Origin of the sequence: Actinomadura sp. DC4 (assembly GCF_030406325.1) — a bacterium.
In the GTDB taxonomy this organism is placed as follows: Bacteria; Actinomycetota; Actinomycetes; order Streptosporangiales; family Streptosporangiaceae; genus Actinoallomurus.
In genome coordinates this window covers 28,719-44,175 of sequence record NZ_JAUEQY010000013.1, presented here as the reverse complement: position 1 = coordinate 44,175, position 15,457 = coordinate 28,719, and the positions used below count along the sequence as shown (strand labels likewise).

The following is a 15,457-nucleotide window of genomic DNA, read 5'->3' as shown; positions in this document are numbered from 1 at the left end:
CGCAAAGATCATCGGACAATTCTTGCATAGTGCAACAAATCGACCGTGGTGAAGGTCTCACTTTGTGCGCTTGGTGCAATGATGCAGCGATTGCAATGATTTATGCGTGAGATCTGCGGCTTGCGTGATGATGCTCCTGCTCGTCCTGGCCGGGTGCGGCGGAGGGCGGACCGGGCCACGGCCGGACACCTCCTTCGACGAGGCGTCGGCCCGGACGGTGCACGCCTCCACGGCGCGGGGCGGCACGCTGAGACTCCTCGTGACGGACGCGCCGGTGTCGCTGGACCCGGGGAACATCGGCTTCGCGTACGGCGCCGACCTGGCACGCCTGTACGCGCGGTCCCTCGTGACCTACGCCCTGGCGCCCGGCGCGGCCGGCCTGCGCGTCGTCCCGGACCTGGCCGGGGATCTGGGCCGGCCGGGTGACGGCGGGCGGACCTGGACGTACCGGCTCCGCCCCGGCCTGACGTACGAGGACGGGAAGCCGGTGCGCGCCCGCGATGTGAAGTACGCCGTCGCGCGCAGCAACTACAGCGCCGAGCTGACCGACGGCCCCCGCGACCTGCGCGAGGTCCTGCGCGGCACCTACTGGGGCCCGTACCTCGACAAGGATCTCGACCACTTCACCGGCGTCACCACGCCCGACGACCGGACCGTGGTCTTCCACCTGAAGAAGCCGTACGCCGACTTCGACCAGCTCGCGGCGAGCCCGCAGACCGCGCCCGTGCCGCGCGCCGCCGACACGAAGCTGCACTATGAGGAGCACCCCGTCTCCACCGGCCCGTACCGCTTCGCGCGGCACGACGTCGGCACGGGCTTCACCCTGGTCCGCAACCCGCAGTGGCGCGAGGACCCGAATCGCGCCGCCCTCCCCGACCGCGTCGAGGTCACCGAGCGCGTCGCCACCGCCGACCTCGACGCGCGGCTGCTGGCCGGAGGCGCGGACGCCGACCTGAGCGGCGCCGGCGTCCTGCCGCAGACCCGCGCCCGCATCCTGGCCTCCCCGGAGCTGAAGGCGCGGGCGGACGACCCGCTGACCGGCCTGGTGCGGTACGCGATGCTGCCCGCCGGGGTGAAGCCCCTGGATGACCTGCACTGCCGCCGCGCGGTGCAGTACGCCGTCGACCCCGCGGCGATCCGGGCCGCGTACGGGGGGCCGGCCGCCGGCGACGCGGCCACGAACGTCCTGCCGCCGACCGTCGAGGGATACGAGAGGACCGACCGCTACCCCCTCTCCCTCGCGCGAGCCCGCCAGGAGCTGGCCTCCTGCGGCCGCCCGGCCGGCTTCACGACCGGCATCGCCGTCCGCGCCGACCGCCCGGGCGACGTCGCCGCCGCGGGCGCGCTGAGCCGCTCCCTGGCGGCGGTGGGGATCCACGCCGGCGTGACGCGGCTGTCGGCGTTCCGCTGGGGGAGCACGGCCGGTTCGCCCGCGTACGTCCACGACCACGGGCTGGGCATCGTCATCGACGCGTGGGCCGCGGACCAGCCGACCGGGTACGCCTTCCTGGCCCCGATCACCGGCACGGTCGGCAAGACCGGCAACCACAACGTGATGGAACTGGCCGACCCGGCGGTCCGGCGGCTGCTGGACGACGGGCTGAGGACCGCCGGCCGTACGGGCCGCGCACGGGCCTGGGCCGCGGCGGACCGTCAGGTGATGGAGGACGCCGCGCTGGTGCCGCTCCTCGACGAGAGGACCGTGCTCTACCGCCCGGACTCCCTGCGCAACGCCTATGTCCACCCCGCGTACGGCGCCTACGACCTCGCCGCGCTCGGCCGGTGAGACGCGAACTCGGGCCAGGCGGACGCCGGGCCCGAGTTCACCTATCGGACGGTCACTCGAAGGCGATCGCCTTCAACACGTCCAGACGGGAGGCACGCCAGGCCGGCCACAGCGCGGCGAGCACGCCGATGACGGCCGACAGCAGGAGGTAGCCCACCAGCGTGGGCACCGGGACGCTCAGCACGTTCAGGCCCTCATCGCTCACCGCGTGCTGGATGGCGATGCCGAACACCACGCCGATCGCGATGCCGAGCAGCCCGCCGAAGACCGCGATGACCACCGACTCCAGGCGGATCATGCGACGGGTCTGACGGCGGCTGGTGCCCACCGCGCGCAGCAGCCCGATCTCGCGGGTCCGCTCGATGACCGACAGGGCGAGCGTGTTGATGATGCCCAGCGCCGCGATGACGATCGACAGTGCCAGCAGCACCGTCAGCAGCGTGACGAACGAGTCGATGCTCTTCTGCGCGTTCTTCTTCACGTCGGACTGGTCCTGGACCTTGAGGTTCGGGTAGGCGCTCAGCGCCCGCTCGATGCCCGCCTTGGTCGCGGCGTCCGCCTTGTCCGTGTTGATCATCATGCCGAGCCCGGCCGGGTGCGTGCTGTGCGCCGCGTAGGCGGGCAGGGCCAGCACCCGGGCGCCCAGCAGCTGGTTCTTGGCGTAGATCCCGGTGACGCGGAGATTCTCGGTGCCGCCGTCGGCGAACCGCGCCATGACGGTCGAGCCCACCCGCAGCCGGTCGGAGGTCGCGGTCGCGTCGTCCACCAGCAGGCCGTCCCGGCCCAGCTCGGACGAGCCCGACGTGAGCGACAGCTTGGCGGCCTGGACGAGGTCGGCCGGCCGTTCGGTCGCCAGGAACGAGTGCTGCTGCGTCCCGACCTTGAACCTGCCCTGGTACGCCGAGGTCACGAGCCGTACGCCGGGTACCGCGCGCACCGCCTTGGCCGGCTCGGCCGGGTCGAAGCCCGGAGAGACGGGCGTGACCATGTAGTCGGCCGCGAACTCTTTGTCGACCTGCCCCGAGATCGAGGCCTTCGCCGAGGAGCTCATCACGCTGATCGCGCTCACCAGCGCCAGCCCGATCATCAGCGCGGACGCCGTGGCGGCCGTGCGACGCGGGTTGCGCAGGGCGTTCTGCGTGGCGAGCCGGCCCGGCGTGTGGAACAGCCGAGGATAGGCCGCGCCCAGCACCCGTACGACCGGACGGCTGATCACCGGCGCCAGCATCGCGACGCCGACGAACACCAGCGCCGCGCCCGCGCCCAGCAGCGCGATCGGCCCGCCGGCCAGCCCGTACCCGGACAGCACGGCGCCCAGGACCGTCACCACCGAACCCGCGATCAGGCGGACCCGCAGCGAGCGGCGCGGCATCGCCACATCGTCGCGCATCGCCGCCACCGGCGGCACCTTCGCCGCCCGGCGCGCCGGGAAGTAGGCCGCCGAGACCGTCACCACGATGCCCACGACGTAGGACCACAGCACCGGCTGGTACGTCAGGGTCAGCCCGCCGCCGAGGTCGGCACCCGCCGCGCGGAACAGCGCCTGCAACAGCAGCGCCAGCCCGATCCCGGCCGCCAGGCCGAGCGTGGACCCGACGATGCCGACGCCGATCGCCTCACCGAGCACCGCGCGGGTGACCTGCTTGCGGGACGCGCCGACGGCGCGCAGCAGCGCCAGCTCCCGCGAGCGCTGCGCCACCAGCATCGAGAAGGTGTTGAAGATGATGAACGCGCCGACGAAGATCGAGATCACCGCGAAGACCAGCAGGAACGTCCGGATGAAGGACAGGAGCTGCGCGATGTCGCTCTCGTTGTCCTTGCGCATCTTGGTGCCGGTGATCGCCTCGTAGCCGGTCGAGGGCAGCACCTGGGCGATCCGGTCGCGCAGCGTCGTCTCGCCGACGCCGCTCTGCGCCATGACCGTGATGTCGCTGAAGCGGTCCGGCTTGAGCAGCAGCCGCTGCGCCGTGCCCTGGTCGAACGCGACGACGGTCGCGCCCATCAGGTTGCCCGGATCGACGATTCCGACGATCGTGACGTCCTGCGGCGGCCCCTGGATGAGCACGCGCGTACGGTCGCCGACCTTCAGCCCGGCCTTCTCCGCCGCCTTGGCGTCGACCGCGACCTCACCGGCGGTCGCCGGCCCGCGGCCGGCCTTCATCGGGTTGTCGTGGTCGTTCGGGTCCCACGCGATGCCGAGCTGGGGCGGGCCCGAGCCGCCGACGACCTTGCCGTCACGGCCGACGAGCGCGGCGAAGCCGCTGACCTCGCCGCTGACGCGCGCCACGCCGGGCACGCGGGAGACGGTGTCGGCGAGCGAGGCCGGGACGGTCGGCGCGTCCGAGTCGTCTGCGGTGTCGATGACCTTCTTGGCACGCACCTGCACCGCGACGCCTTTGCCCGTCTTGGCGAACAGGTCGTCGAACTGCCGCCCCATCGTGTCGGTGAACACGAGGGTGCCGGCGACGAACGCGACGCCGAGGATGACCGCGAGCGCGGTGAGCGCCAGCCGCAGCTTGTGCGCGATCAGGTTGCGGAGGGTGACTTTGAGGATCACGCCGGGGCCGCCTCGTCGCGCGCGGGGCCTGCGGTCGCGGGTGTCGCGCTCAGGGGTGTCGCGGTCACGGGGTCACTCCGGGAAGCTCGAAGCCCTTCATGCGCTCCAGGACCTTCTCCGCGGTCGGGTCCGGGATCTGGTCCACCAGCCGGCCGTCGGCCAGGAAGATCACCAGATCCGCGTACGCCGCCGCGACCGGGTCGTGCGTGACCATGACGACGGTCTGGCCCATCTCACGCACGGAGTTGCGCAGGAACGACAGCACCTCCGCGCCGGAGCGGGAGTCGAGGTTGCCGGTCGGCTCGTCCGCGAAGATGATCTCAGGCCGTGAGGCCATCGCGCGGGCGCACGCGACACGCTGCTGCTGGCCGCCGGACAGCTCGCTCGGCCGGTGCTTCAGCCGCTCGCGCAGCCCGATCGTGTCGATGACCGTGTCGAGCCACGCCTGGTCGGCCTTGCGGCCCGCGATGTCGAGCGGCAGCGTGATGTTCTCCAGCGCGGTCAGCGTCGGCACCAGGTTGAACGCCTGGAACACGAAGCCGATGCGGTCGCGGCGCAGCCGGGTCAGCCGCTTGTCGTCGAGCCCCGTGACCTCGATGTCGCCGACGTAGACCTCGCCGGAGTCGACCGAGTCCAGGCCCGCCATGCAGTGCATGAGCGTCGACTTGCCCGAACCCGAGGGGCCCATCACCGCGGTGAAGCGGCCGCGGTCGAGGCTGACGGAGACCTCGTCGAGGGCGACGACCCGGGCGTCGCCCCGGCCGTACACCTTGGAGATGCGATCGGCGCGTGCGGCCGGCGTCTGGGCCGCGGGGCCGGGCGGCCCACCGTTCATCGTGTGGGCGGTGCTGGTCACCGAAGACTCCTTGCCGCTTAAGTTCTGTTGTGTGTCGAAGGACACGTTATGGGAACGGCGGCGCGCTCACCTCGGCCTACGGGACCGATCTTTGTTCCACCTCCCGGGGGAGGGCGATCCTCCGCCGGGAGGACGAGCCGCTCCACCGACAGGGTGCCGCGTCGTGCGGATTCCATCACTTCGCGGCGTGTTCTGTCGGAATCTCTCAGCCGGGCGCCGGTGGCTGGAGCGAACCGGCTCGCGACAGCAGCCTGTCCGTCATGACCGACATCGAGAGGATCGACCACTCCGTCCTCTACACCACCGACATGGACGCCACCGCCGCGACGTACGAGGCGCTCGGCTTCACCCTCAGCCCGCTGTCCATGCACAAGGGCGCGGACCGCCCCGGCGGCAGAGCGCAGGCCGATGGGCGCCGGCAACCGGTGCGCGCTGTTCGGCCGTACCTACCTCGAACTGCTCGGCCTGTTCGGGGACGGCTCGGCCGACCCGTGGAACATCCGCCCGCTCATCGCCGGGTACGAGGGCCTGCACGGCTGCTCGTTCGGCTGCGGCGACGCCGAGACCACCGAGAAGCGCCTGCGCGCGGGGGGACTGTCGTCGTCCGGGGTGCTGCCGCTGCAACGAGACGTGGAAACCCCTGAGGGGGCGGCGACGGCGCGGTTCCAGGCGGTCCACCTCGACCGCGCGCTCACCCCGGAGGGGCTGATCCACATCGCGCACCATCTGACGCCCGAGCTGATCCACCAGCCCCGCTACCTGGAACACGCCAACGGCGCCACCCGCCTGCACAGCGTGCTGCTCGTCGTGGACGACGCCGAGCTCTCGGCCACGGTCGCCCGCTACGCCCGCATCCTGGACACCCGGCCGGTGGCCGAGGGGCCGCTGCACGCCCTTGCCCTACCGGCCGGCCGGATGGAGATCGCCGCGGTCTCCGCCTTCGGCGACATCCTGCCCGGCGAGCCGGTTCCCTCCCTGCCGTACATGGCCGGGCAGTCCGTCGCCGTCAGGGACATCGGCGCGGCCCGCACCCTGGTGGAGGACAACGGCTTCACCGTCCGCGAACTACCGGGCGGCTTCTTCGTCGGGGCGACCCAGGCCCGCGGCGCGGCGATCACCTTCCTGGAATCCTGACGGGCTCCGTCCCCGCGCCGCACGGTCACGGCCTCCCGTACGGCGCTGCCGGCCTCGCGCGGGAGGGCTCGCGATACGCGCCGGCGGGTCGGTGATCGTCTTTTAGGAGTTCTGGTGGCTCTCGCCATGCGCCTGCTGGGGCGGCCCGTGATGTTGTCGCGGGCGCGATCGTGGCGCCCGGTACGGCGGGGTGCCTGGCGGGCGGCCGCGAGAGGGGCTCGCGGTACACCGCCGGTGCGGCGAGATCTTCCGGTCCTGACGGGTCCCGTCCCCGCGCCCGCCACGCGGTCACGGCTTCCCGCGCGGCAGCGCCGGCCGACTCGCGCGGGAGGGCCTGCGGTGCGCCTCCGGCGCGGGCCGGGTGCGGCGGGGCGTGGTGGTGTCCGGTGCGGTGGTGCCGGCTGGTCCGTTGCGCGGGGGAGGGCCCGCGGTGCGCCTCCGGCGCGGGCCGGATCGCTGGCGGATCCCGCGCGGCGAGGTTCTTCCCGGGAGTCCTGGCGGCTGTCGCGGCGCGCCCGCCGGGGCGGCGTGTGACGTTGCCGCCGGCGCGGTCGTGGCGTGCCGGTACGGGTGGGTCCGTCGGGGCGCGGTCGCTCCCGCCAGGAAGAGTGCGGCACACCGCACGCACGGGTCGGGTGGTGGCGGAGCGGCGTACGTGGGGCCGGGCCTCGTCCATGCCGGGCGTCGGGCCGCTTGTTCCCGCACGTCAGGTCCTTGGCGAAGGGCCCGAATACCCTGACGGAGGTGAGTTCCATGATCTTGGACGAGCTCGACCGCTCGATCGTCCACGCGCTGCACATCGACGGGCGGGCGCCGTTCAGCCGGCTGGCGGCGGTGCTGGGGGTGTCCGACCAGACGGTCGCGCGGCGCTACCGGCGGTTGCGTTCCACCGGGTCGCTGCGGGTCATCGGCCTGCCGAACGCCCGCAGGCTGGGTTGGGTGGAGTGGTTCGTCCGGGTTCAGGTGACCCCCGACGCGGCGGTGCCCGTCGCCGACGCGCTGGCCCGCCGCAAGGACACCTCCTGGGTCTGCCTCACCTCCGGAGGAACGCAGATCGTCTGCGTCACCCGGGCGCGGAGCTCCCGCGAGAGCGACGCGCTGCTGCTCGGGCAGCTTCCCAGGACGCCGCGGGTCACCGGCGTCACCGCGCACTGCCTGCTGCGCGTCTTCGCCGGGGGCCCGTCCGGCTGGCACGGCCGCGCCGACTCGCTCACCCCCGGGCAGGTCGCCGCCCTCGCCCCCGAACCCCTCGACGCGTCACAGGAGAAGGTCGTCCTGCAGGAAGGCGACGAACGGCTGCTGGCCGCCCTGGCCCGCGACGGCCGTACGACCTACCCCGACCTCGCCAAGGCCACCGGCTGGTCGGAGATGACGGCCAAACGCCGGCTGGCGCAGCTACGCCGGCGCGGCGCGCTCTTCTTCGACGTCGACATCGACCCGCTGCTGCTGGGGTTCGAGACGCTCGCCATCCTCTGGCTGACCGTCGACCCGGCCCGGGTGCGCCGCACCGCCGAGGCGATCGCCGCGCCCCCCGACGTCGCCTTCGCCGCCGCCACGACCGGCCCGACCAACCTGCTGGTCTTCGCCGCCTGCCGCGACGTGGACGCCCTGTACGACTTTCTCGAACGCGGCATCGGCGACCTGCCCGGCATCCGCCAGCTGGAGAGCGCTCCGGTCATCCGCAACAGCAAGCGCTCCGGATCTAGGTCTGGCCCGGCTGGATGAGGCCCGTCTCGTAGGCGAAGACGACCGCCTGGACGCGGTCGCGCAGGCCGAGCTTGGCCAGCAGGTTGCCCACGTGCGTCTTGATCGTCGTCTCGCTGACGACGAGCTGCCGGGCGATCTCGGCGTTGGACAGGCCGCGCGCCACGTGGCGCAGCACCTCCAGCTCCCGCTCGGTCAGCATCTTCAGACCACGCGGCGGGGCCGCCTCGCGTACGGACGGCAGCCGCGTGGCGAACCGGTCGAGCAGCCGCCGCGTCACGCTCGGCGCCACGATCGCGTCACCCGCCGCCACGATGCGGATCGCCGTCACCAGGTCCTCCGGCGGCGCGTCCTTCAGCAGGAAGCCGCTGGCCCCCGCGCGTACGGCCTCCACGACGTACTCGTCCAGGTCGAACGTCGTGAGGATCAGCACACGGGGATCGTGCTTGGCGGCCTCCTCGCGGACGATCCGGCGCGTCGCCTCGATCCCGTCGACGCCCGGCATCCGGATGTCCATCAGGACCACCTCCGGAAGCAGCGTCCGGGTGAGCTCGACGGCCCGGGCCCCGTCGCCGGCCTCGCCCACCACGGCGATGTCCGCCTCGCCCTCGAGGATGAGACGGAAGCCGGTGCGCAGCAGCGGCTGGTCATCGACGAGCAGCACCCTGATCGTCACTGCACCTCCAACGGAAATCGGGCACGGACCTCGAAGCCACCGCCCGAACGTGGCCCGATCCTCAGATCGCCACCATAGAGGGCCACGCGCTCGCGCATGCCCACCAACCCGTGCCCGTTTCCCCCGGCACGGCCCAGCCCGGCCACCAGCCCGCGGCCGTCGTCCTCCACCTCGATCTCCAGTTGCCGGTCGGCGTACTGGATGCGCACCCACGCCCGCGCCTGCGGACCCGCGTGCTTGAGCGTGTTGGTCAGCGCCTCCTGTACGAGCCGGAACGCCGCCAGGTCCACGCCCGGCGACAGCGACCGGCTCTCACCCTCGATCCACAGCTGCACCTGCAGGCCCGTCTCCCGCAACTGGTCGACCAGCCCGCTCACGTCGTGCACGCCCGGCTGCGGCGACAGCTCCGTACGCGCCGGCTCGGCCTCGGTGCGCAATACGCCGACGAGCCGCCGCATCTCCCCGAGCGCGGTACGGCCCATCTGCTCGATCGTGGAAAGCGCGTCCTGCACGGAGTCGGGGTCGCGGTGCAGGATGCGGCGCGCGGCGCCGGCCTGGACCGTCATCACGCTCACGTGGTGGGCTACGACGTCGTGCAGCTCACGCGCTATCCGGGACCGCTCCTCGGCCCGCGCGGCGCGCGAGTCGGCCTCACGCGCCCGCTCCAGCCGGCGGGCCCGCGCCTCCAGCTCGTCGAGGTACGCGCGGCGCAGCCGCAGGCTCCGCCCCACCCACCACACCCCGACGAACAACACCGAGTCACTCACGACCTGCCAGAAGTGGTAGCCCTCGACGCCCATCGTGACGATGTAGACGACCAGCCCGAACGCTCCCACCGGCAGGCTCGTCGCCAGCCCCCGGTGCGAGGCGACCGAGTAGACCGCGACGAGGGTGGCGATGGCCGGCCCGAGCGTCGGCACATACCCGAGCACGGACAGCGCCACGCAGCCCGCGAGCACGAAACCGAGCACCCCGACCGGCATGCGCCGCCGGAGCGTCAGCGACAGCACCATGACCGACACGACGATGCCGCTGACCAGGTCAGGGCGCTTGCCGGGGAAGGAGTACGAGTGCTGGAACGCCGTGAAGACCAAGAACGCCAGCGCCAGGAAAGCGGACGTGAGCGCATCCGCGACGACGGGATGCGTCCCAAGCCACGCACGACGGTTGCGTAGAAGCTCGGACACACCCTCACGTTAGGGGCTGCGCCGTGCCGCGGTGCCATCCTGAACGTGGAAGTCTCCTCATCCGCAGGGAGGAGACCCGCCTCCGACCAACGAGGCCCCACATGCCTCTCAGAGGTCGTCGCGCTCCGGCGCCGGCCGCTCGACCACAGCCGTCGTACGGGCCGGCGCGACCACCGGCAGAGGCGGCGGCTGCCCGCCGAACGACGGGCACCGCTGCTTGTGATCACACCAGTCGCACAGCCGGCTCGTACGCTCGCGCCACTCACCGGAGTCCATCGCACGGCGGATCGCCTTCCACAGCGCCTCCACCTTGCGCTCGGTGGCGAGCAGATCGGACTCGTCCGGCGTGTACCGCAGGATCTCCCCGTTGCCGAGGTACATCAGCTGCAGCAGCCGCGGCACCGTGCCCCGCAGACGCCACAGCACCAGCGCGTAGAACTTCATCTGGAACAGCGCACGCGCCTCGAAGTCGGCGCGCGGCGCCCGGCCCGTCTTGTAGTCGACGACCCGCACCTCACCCGTCGGCGCGACGTCCAGCCGGTCGATGTAGCCCCGGAGCTGCAACCCCGACTCGAGCACGGTCTCGACGTAGAGCTCCCGGCTCGCCGGCTCCAGCCGCCGCGGGTCCTCCAGCGAGAAATAGCGCTCGACCATCCCGCGCGCCTCGGTCAGCCACTCCTCGCGCGCGCCCTCCCCGTCCTCTTCCTCGTCGAACAGCGTCGCCAGCTCCGGCTCCTCGGCCAGCAGCCGCTCCCACTCCGGGCCCAGCATCTCCAGCGCCGCCGCCGGCGTACGCGCGCCCGCCGGCAGCTCGAACAGCCGCTCCAGCACCGCGTGCACCAGCGTGCCGCGCGCCGCGGCCGGGCTCGGGCGCTCCGGGATGCGGTCGATGACGCGGAAACGGTAGAGCAGCGGGCACGTCATGAAGTCACCGGCCCGCGACGGCGACAGCGTCCCGACCACGGCCACGTCGTCCGCGCCGTCGCCCTTGCCCGCTCTGGCATTCACATCGGTGGCCGTCATGCGCGCAACCCTAGGGGAGGCCGGGGACAGAACACGGCCGAACCCTCCGCGCCGCCGGAGACCGCCCGCGCCGCGGTGCACGTAGCATCGGGGACGTGGCAGACAGCGCGCCCCGCGGCGACGAGTCCGGCCCGGCCAGACCGGGCATCCTGATGGGGCGGCCGTTCGGCATCCCCGTCTACGTGTCGCCGACGTGGTTCGTCGTCGCGATCGTCATCACCGTGATGTTCGAACCCCAGGTCGCCGAGCACGTCCACCGGCCGCTCAGCTACGTCGTCGCCCTCGCGTACGCCATCCTCCTGTACGCCTCGGTGCTCCTCCACGAGATCGGGCACTCCGTCGTCGCCCGCTGCTTCGGCCTGCCCGTACGCGCCATCACCCTGCACATCCTCGGCGGCGTCTCCGAGATCGAACAGGAGCCCCGCACGCCCGGCCGCGAGTTCCTCGTCGCCGCCGCCGGCCCGCTCCTGTCCCTGGTCCTCGGCGCCGCGGGCTACGTCACGCTCGTCCTGGTGCCCCTCCCGGCCGTCGCCGTCCTGCTCATCCAGGCGCTCACCATCGCCAACCTCATCGTCGGCGTCTTCAACCTGCTGCCCGGCCTGCCCCTCGACGGCGGCCGGATCGTCCGCGCCGCCGTCTGGAAGCTCACCGGCCGCCAGCGCACCGCGACCGTCGCCGCCGGCTGGGCCGGCCGCGTCGTCGCCGTCGCCGTGCTCATCCTCGGCGCCGTGCTGTCGGTCTCCGGCGACGGCGGCCGCTGGCTCACCGTCATCTGGGCCGCGCTCGTCGCCTCCTTCATCTGGGTCGGCGCCGGCGAGGCCATCCGCGTCGCCCGCATCCGCGACCGCATCCCCCTCCTCAACGCCCGCGCCCTGGCCCGCCGCGCCGTCCGCGTACCCCAGAGCACACCGCTCGCCGAGGCCGTACGCCGCGCGCAGGAGGCCGGCGCCGGCGCCATCGTCGTGGTCGGCCACGACGACGACCCGCTCGGCATCGTCAGCGAGACCGCCGTCATCGCCACGCCCGAGCACCGGCGGCCCTGGGTCGACGCGGCCTCCCTCACCCGTACGCTCGACCCCGGCATGATCCTGCCCGCCGACATCTCCGGCGAGGACCTCGTCGCCGCCATCAGCCGCGCGCCCGCCTCGGAGTACCTCCTGGTCGAGCCGACCGGCGAGCTGTACGGCGTCCTCGCCGCCGAGGACATCTCCAAGACCTTCGCCCGGGCCTGAGCGCCCCGCGAACCTCGATAGCCTTAAGGACATGAGCGAACCCACTTCCGGCGGCTCCGCCATGCCCAAAGCACCCCACGGGCCCTTCCGGCCCGGCGACCGGGTTCAGCTCACCGACCCCAAGGGCCGGGTCAACACCGTCACCCTCCAGCCCGGCAAGCTCTACCACAGCCACAAGGGCTCGATCCCGCACGACGAGATCCTCGGCAGCCCCGAGGGCAGCGTGTTCCGCTCCTCCGGGGGCACCGAATACCTCGCCTTCCGGCCGCTCCTGGCCGACTACGCGCTGCGCATGCCGCGCGGCGCCGCGGTCGTCTACCCCAAGGACGCCGCGCAGATCATCACCATGGCCGACATCTTCCCCGGCGCCCGCGTCGTCGAGGCCGGGGCCGGCTCGGGCGCCCTCACCTGCTGGCTGCTGCGCGCCGTCGGCGAGCACGGCCTCGTCTCCTCCTACGAGCGCCGCGAGGACTTCGCCGAGATCGCCCGCGGAAACGTCGAGACCTACTTCGGCGGGCCCCACCCGGCCTGGCGGCTCACCGTCGGCTCCCTGGAGGACTCCCTGGCCGAGGCCGACGTCGACCGCGTCGTCCTCGACATGCTCGCCCCCTGGGAGTGCGTCGACGCCGTCGCCAAGGCCCTCATCCCCGGCGGCCTGGTCTGCGCCTACGTCGCCACCACGACCCAGCTCTCCCGCGTCGTCGAGGCGCTGCGCGAGCACGGCGCGTTCGCCGAGCCGTACTCCTTCGAGACCATGCTGCGCTCCTGGCACGTCGAAGGCCTCGCCGTACGGCCCGACCACCGCATGGTCGGGCACACCGGGTTCCTCGCGACCGCCCGGCGCCTCGCCGACGGCGTACGGCCCCCGGCACGCCGCAGGCGGCCGGCCAAGGGCGCCCAGGCGCCCGAGGAACCCACTCCCATGGACTGATGGGGACTGAGCACCGGGTCTGACGCTGCGTGTCGCCGCCGACGCGTTCCGTACGTTTCCGGCGGCCTCCTTATGTTGCCGCCGTGTCGGACGCGTGTCCGCGGCGTATCCGTTCGGTGTCCGCTACGGCGTAAGACCTCCGAGGGCTTATCCGTCCATGCCGTTTTTCCGCGTACCCCAGGAGCCCCCCTATTCGTGCTCCCACCTGCGGAAGGACCCCGTTTTCGCAGCCGTCCGCCGACGCGCCGCGACACGAGTACCCACCGGCCAGGTTACGGAGGCCCTCCGGATAGGTAGGGTTTCAGTTAGGTCGTCGTCTCTGCCTGAGGAGGTGACGAGCGTGGCCGCTCGTGACGATGCCGGGGCGCGTAAGGCGCAGCACGAAAAGGAGGTCCGCGACCTCCAGACGCAGGTCTCCTTCCTGGAGGAGGAGATCTCCGTGCTGCGCCGGAAGCTCGCGGAATCCCCCCGACAAGTTCGTGTACTCGAAGAGCGCCTACACGAGGCGCAGGCAAGTCTGGCCGCGGTTACGGGTCAGAACGAACGTCTCGTGGCGACCCTCAAGGAAGCCCGAGAGCAGATCATCGCCCTGAAAGAGGAAGTGGACCGGCTTGCACAGCCGCCATCCGCTTTCGGAACGTTCCTCGCCGCGCGCGAGGACGGCACGGTCGACATCTTCACCGGTGGCCGCAAGCTACGGGTGAACGTCAGTCCGAACATCGAGGTCGAGGAGTTGCAGCGTGGCCAGGAGGTCATGCTCAACGAGGCGCTCAATGTCGTGGCCGCGCTGGAGTTCGAGACCCAGGGCGAAGTCGTGATGCTCAAGGAGGTCTTCGCCGACGGCGAACGCGCCCTTGTCATCGCGCATGCCGATGAAGAACGTGTGGTCAAGCTGGCCGAGCCGTTGCGCGGAGTCTCACTGCGCGCCGGCGACTCGCTCATGCTCGACACGCGTTCCGGGTACGCCTACGAGAAGATCCACAAGGCCGAGGTCGAAGAGCTCGTCCTCGAGGAGGTTCCCGACATCTCCTATGAGGAGATCGGGGGACTCGGCCCGCAGATCGAGCAGATCCGCGACGCCGTCGAGCTGCCCTACCTCCACGCCGATCTCTTCCGCGAACACCAACTCCGTCCGCCCAAGGGCGTCCTGCTCTACGGCCCGCCAGGCTGTGGCAAGACGCTCATCGCCAAGGCTGTCGCCAACTCCCTGGCCAAACAGGTCGCGGAGAAGACCGGTGCCGAGGGGAAGAGCTTCTTCCTCAACATCAAGGGCCCGGAGCTCCTCAACAAGTACGTCGGTGAGACCGAGCGGCACATCCGCCTGGTCTTCCAGCGTGCACGGGAGAAGGCCTCCGCCGGCACGCCGGTGATCGTCTTCTTCGACGAGATGGACTCCATCTTCCGCACCCGCGGATCCGGGGTCTCCTCCGACGTCGAGAACACGATCGTGCCCCAGTTGCTGTCGGAGATCGACGGTGTCGAGGGCCTGGAGAACGTCATCGTCATCGGGGCCTCCAACCGCGAGGACATGATCGACCCGGCGATCCTGCGGCCCGGACGTCTCGACGTGAAGATCAAGATCGAGCGGCCCGACGCCGAGGCGGCCAAGGACATCTTCTCCAAGTACATCCTCGCAGGGCTGCCCCTGCACCCCGACGACGTCAAGGAACACGACGGTTCGGCCGACGCCACGGTCGACGGCATGATCCAGCGCGTCGTCGAGCGGATGTACACCGAGACCGAGGAGAACCGCTTCCTCGAGGTGACCTACGCCAACGGCGACAAGGAAGTCCTCTACTTCAAGGACTTCAACTCCGGCGCCATGATCCAGAACATCGTGGACCGGGCGAAGAAGATGGCCATCAAGGACTTCCTCGACAGCGGGCAGAAGGGCCTTCGGGTCAGTCACCTGCTCGCCGCCTGCGTCGACGAGTTCAGCGAGAACGAAGACCTGCCCAACACCACGAACCCCGACGACTGGGCCCGCATCTCCGGCAAGAAGGGCGAGCGGATCGTCTACATCCGTACGCTCGTCTCCGGCAAGCAGGGCACCGAGGCGGGACGCTCCATCGACACGGTCGCCAACACCGGCCAGTACCTCTAATCCCCACCAACGACTCCGTACGCGGCCGGCCCACCCAGGGCCGGCCGCGTACGCATGTGGCCTCCTGGAGGCTCTGGCGGGCCCTGGGGGTGTGCCCGGGTGGGACGCCCGCATGTGCTGAGACGGAGCGCGGGCCGGTCTCGTGTTGATTCGCGGTGGATTCTTGCGCGGCGGAGCCATTCGCGCACGGCGGCGCCGTTCCGCGCTCCCGATACACGGTCTTTACCCTGACCTGGGACGCCCATGGAAACGATCTCCCGGACGGCG

General features: G+C 71.6%; 10 protein-coding genes and 1 pseudogene. 6 read left to right on the top strand and 5 right to left on the bottom strand.

Features of this window, described 5'->3' with window-relative positions; genetic code table 11:
* Positions 1 to 106 precede the first annotated feature (106 nt).
* The gene (locus tag QWU11_RS21800; RefSeq protein ID WP_290116011.1) at positions 107 to 1,786 is read left to right on the top strand and encodes an ABC transporter substrate-binding protein; all 1,680 of its coding nucleotides are present in this window, start codon (positions 107 to 109) and stop codon (positions 1,784 to 1,786) included.
* Between the two features lie 52 nt (positions 1,787 to 1,838).
* Here QWU11_RS21800 and QWU11_RS21795 read toward each other — a convergent pair whose 3' ends face one another.
* A complete protein-coding gene (locus QWU11_RS21795) occupies positions 1,839 to 4,343 on the bottom strand; it encodes an FtsX-like permease family protein (protein ID WP_290116010.1) in 2,505 nt (834 codons plus the stop codon).
* Positions 4,344 to 4,407: 64 nt separating this feature from the next.
* On the bottom strand, positions 4,408 to 5,178 hold the full coding sequence (locus QWU11_RS21790) for an ABC transporter ATP-binding protein (protein WP_290116353.1): 771 nt from the start codon (positions 5,176 to 5,178) through the stop codon (positions 4,408 to 4,410).
* Positions 5,179 to 5,592: 414 nt separating this feature from the next.
* Between QWU11_RS21790 and QWU11_RS21785 the strand changes: the two are divergent.
* Together QWU11_RS21785 and QWU11_RS21780 are read left to right on the top strand one after the other, a co-directional pair.
* Positions 5,593 to 6,333: pseudogene (locus QWU11_RS21785) on the top strand (VOC family protein); the annotation flags it as partial.
* A 753-nt stretch (positions 6,334 to 7,086) separates the two neighbouring features.
* Positions 7,087 to 8,058: an Lrp/AsnC family transcriptional regulator gene (locus QWU11_RS21780; RefSeq protein ID WP_290116009.1), complete on the top strand. Its 972-nt coding sequence runs from the start codon at positions 7,087 to 7,089 to the stop codon at positions 8,056 to 8,058.
* On the opposite strand, the gene QWU11_RS21775 is transcribed toward QWU11_RS21780, so the two are convergent.
* From QWU11_RS21775 to QWU11_RS21765, 3 genes are all read right to left on the bottom strand, one after another.
* The gene (locus tag QWU11_RS21775) at positions 8,036 to 8,713 is read right to left on the bottom strand and encodes a response regulator transcription factor (protein ID WP_290116008.1); all 678 of its coding nucleotides are present in this window, start codon (positions 8,711 to 8,713) and stop codon (positions 8,036 to 8,038) included. The two genes, QWU11_RS21780 and QWU11_RS21775, sit on opposite strands and share 23 nt — an antisense overlap.
* Positions 8,710 to 9,900, bottom strand: coding sequence for a sensor histidine kinase (locus tag QWU11_RS21770; RefSeq protein ID WP_290116007.1), 1,191 nt, complete (start codon positions 9,898 to 9,900; stop codon positions 8,710 to 8,712). Before QWU11_RS21770 ends, QWU11_RS21775 begins: the two co-directional genes overlap by 4 nt.
* A 108-nt stretch (positions 9,901 to 10,008) precedes the next feature.
* Positions 10,009 to 10,923 (bottom strand): PD-(D/E)XK nuclease family protein, encoded by a 915-nt coding sequence (locus QWU11_RS21765; RefSeq protein ID WP_290116006.1) that lies wholly within the window; start codon positions 10,921 to 10,923, stop codon positions 10,009 to 10,011.
* A 95-nt stretch (positions 10,924 to 11,018) separates the two neighbouring features.
* Here QWU11_RS21765 and QWU11_RS21760 point away from each other — a divergent pair, with 95 nt between their 5' ends.
* The 3 genes from QWU11_RS21760 (at position 11,019) to arc (ending at position 15,190) form a co-directional block, all read left to right on the top strand.
* Positions 11,019 to 12,155 carry a site-2 protease family protein gene (locus tag QWU11_RS21760; RefSeq protein WP_290116005.1) on the top strand — a complete coding sequence of 379 codons (1,137 nt, stop codon included), beginning with the start codon at positions 11,019 to 11,021 and terminating at the stop codon, positions 12,153 to 12,155.
* A gap of 31 nt (positions 12,156 to 12,186) precedes the next feature.
* Positions 12,187 to 13,086: a tRNA (adenine-N1)-methyltransferase gene (locus QWU11_RS21755; RefSeq protein WP_290116004.1), complete on the top strand. Its 900-nt coding sequence runs from the start codon at positions 12,187 to 12,189 to the stop codon at positions 13,084 to 13,086.
* A gap of 331 nt (positions 13,087 to 13,417) precedes the next feature.
* On the top strand, positions 13,418 to 15,190 hold the full coding sequence (arc, locus tag QWU11_RS21750) for a proteasome ATPase (RefSeq protein WP_290116003.1): 1,773 nt from the start codon (positions 13,418 to 13,420) through the stop codon (positions 15,188 to 15,190).
* Positions 15,191 to 15,457: the final 267 nt, after the last annotated feature.

Coding starts and splice junctions, on each gene's coding strand:
- QWU11_RS21780 (WP_290116009.1), top strand. CDS start 7,087: ATGATCTTGGACGAGCTCGACCGCTCGATCGTCCACGCGCTGCACATC.
- QWU11_RS21790 (WP_290116353.1), bottom strand. CDS start 5,178: ATGAACGGTGGGCCGCCCGGCCCCGCGGCCCAGACGCCGGCCGCACGC.
- QWU11_RS21755 (WP_290116004.1), top strand. CDS start 12,187: ATGAGCGAACCCACTTCCGGCGGCTCCGCCATGCCCAAAGCACCCCAC.
- QWU11_RS21765 (WP_290116006.1), bottom strand. CDS start 10,923: ATGACGGCCACCGATGTGAATGCCAGAGCGGGCAAGGGCGACGGCGCG.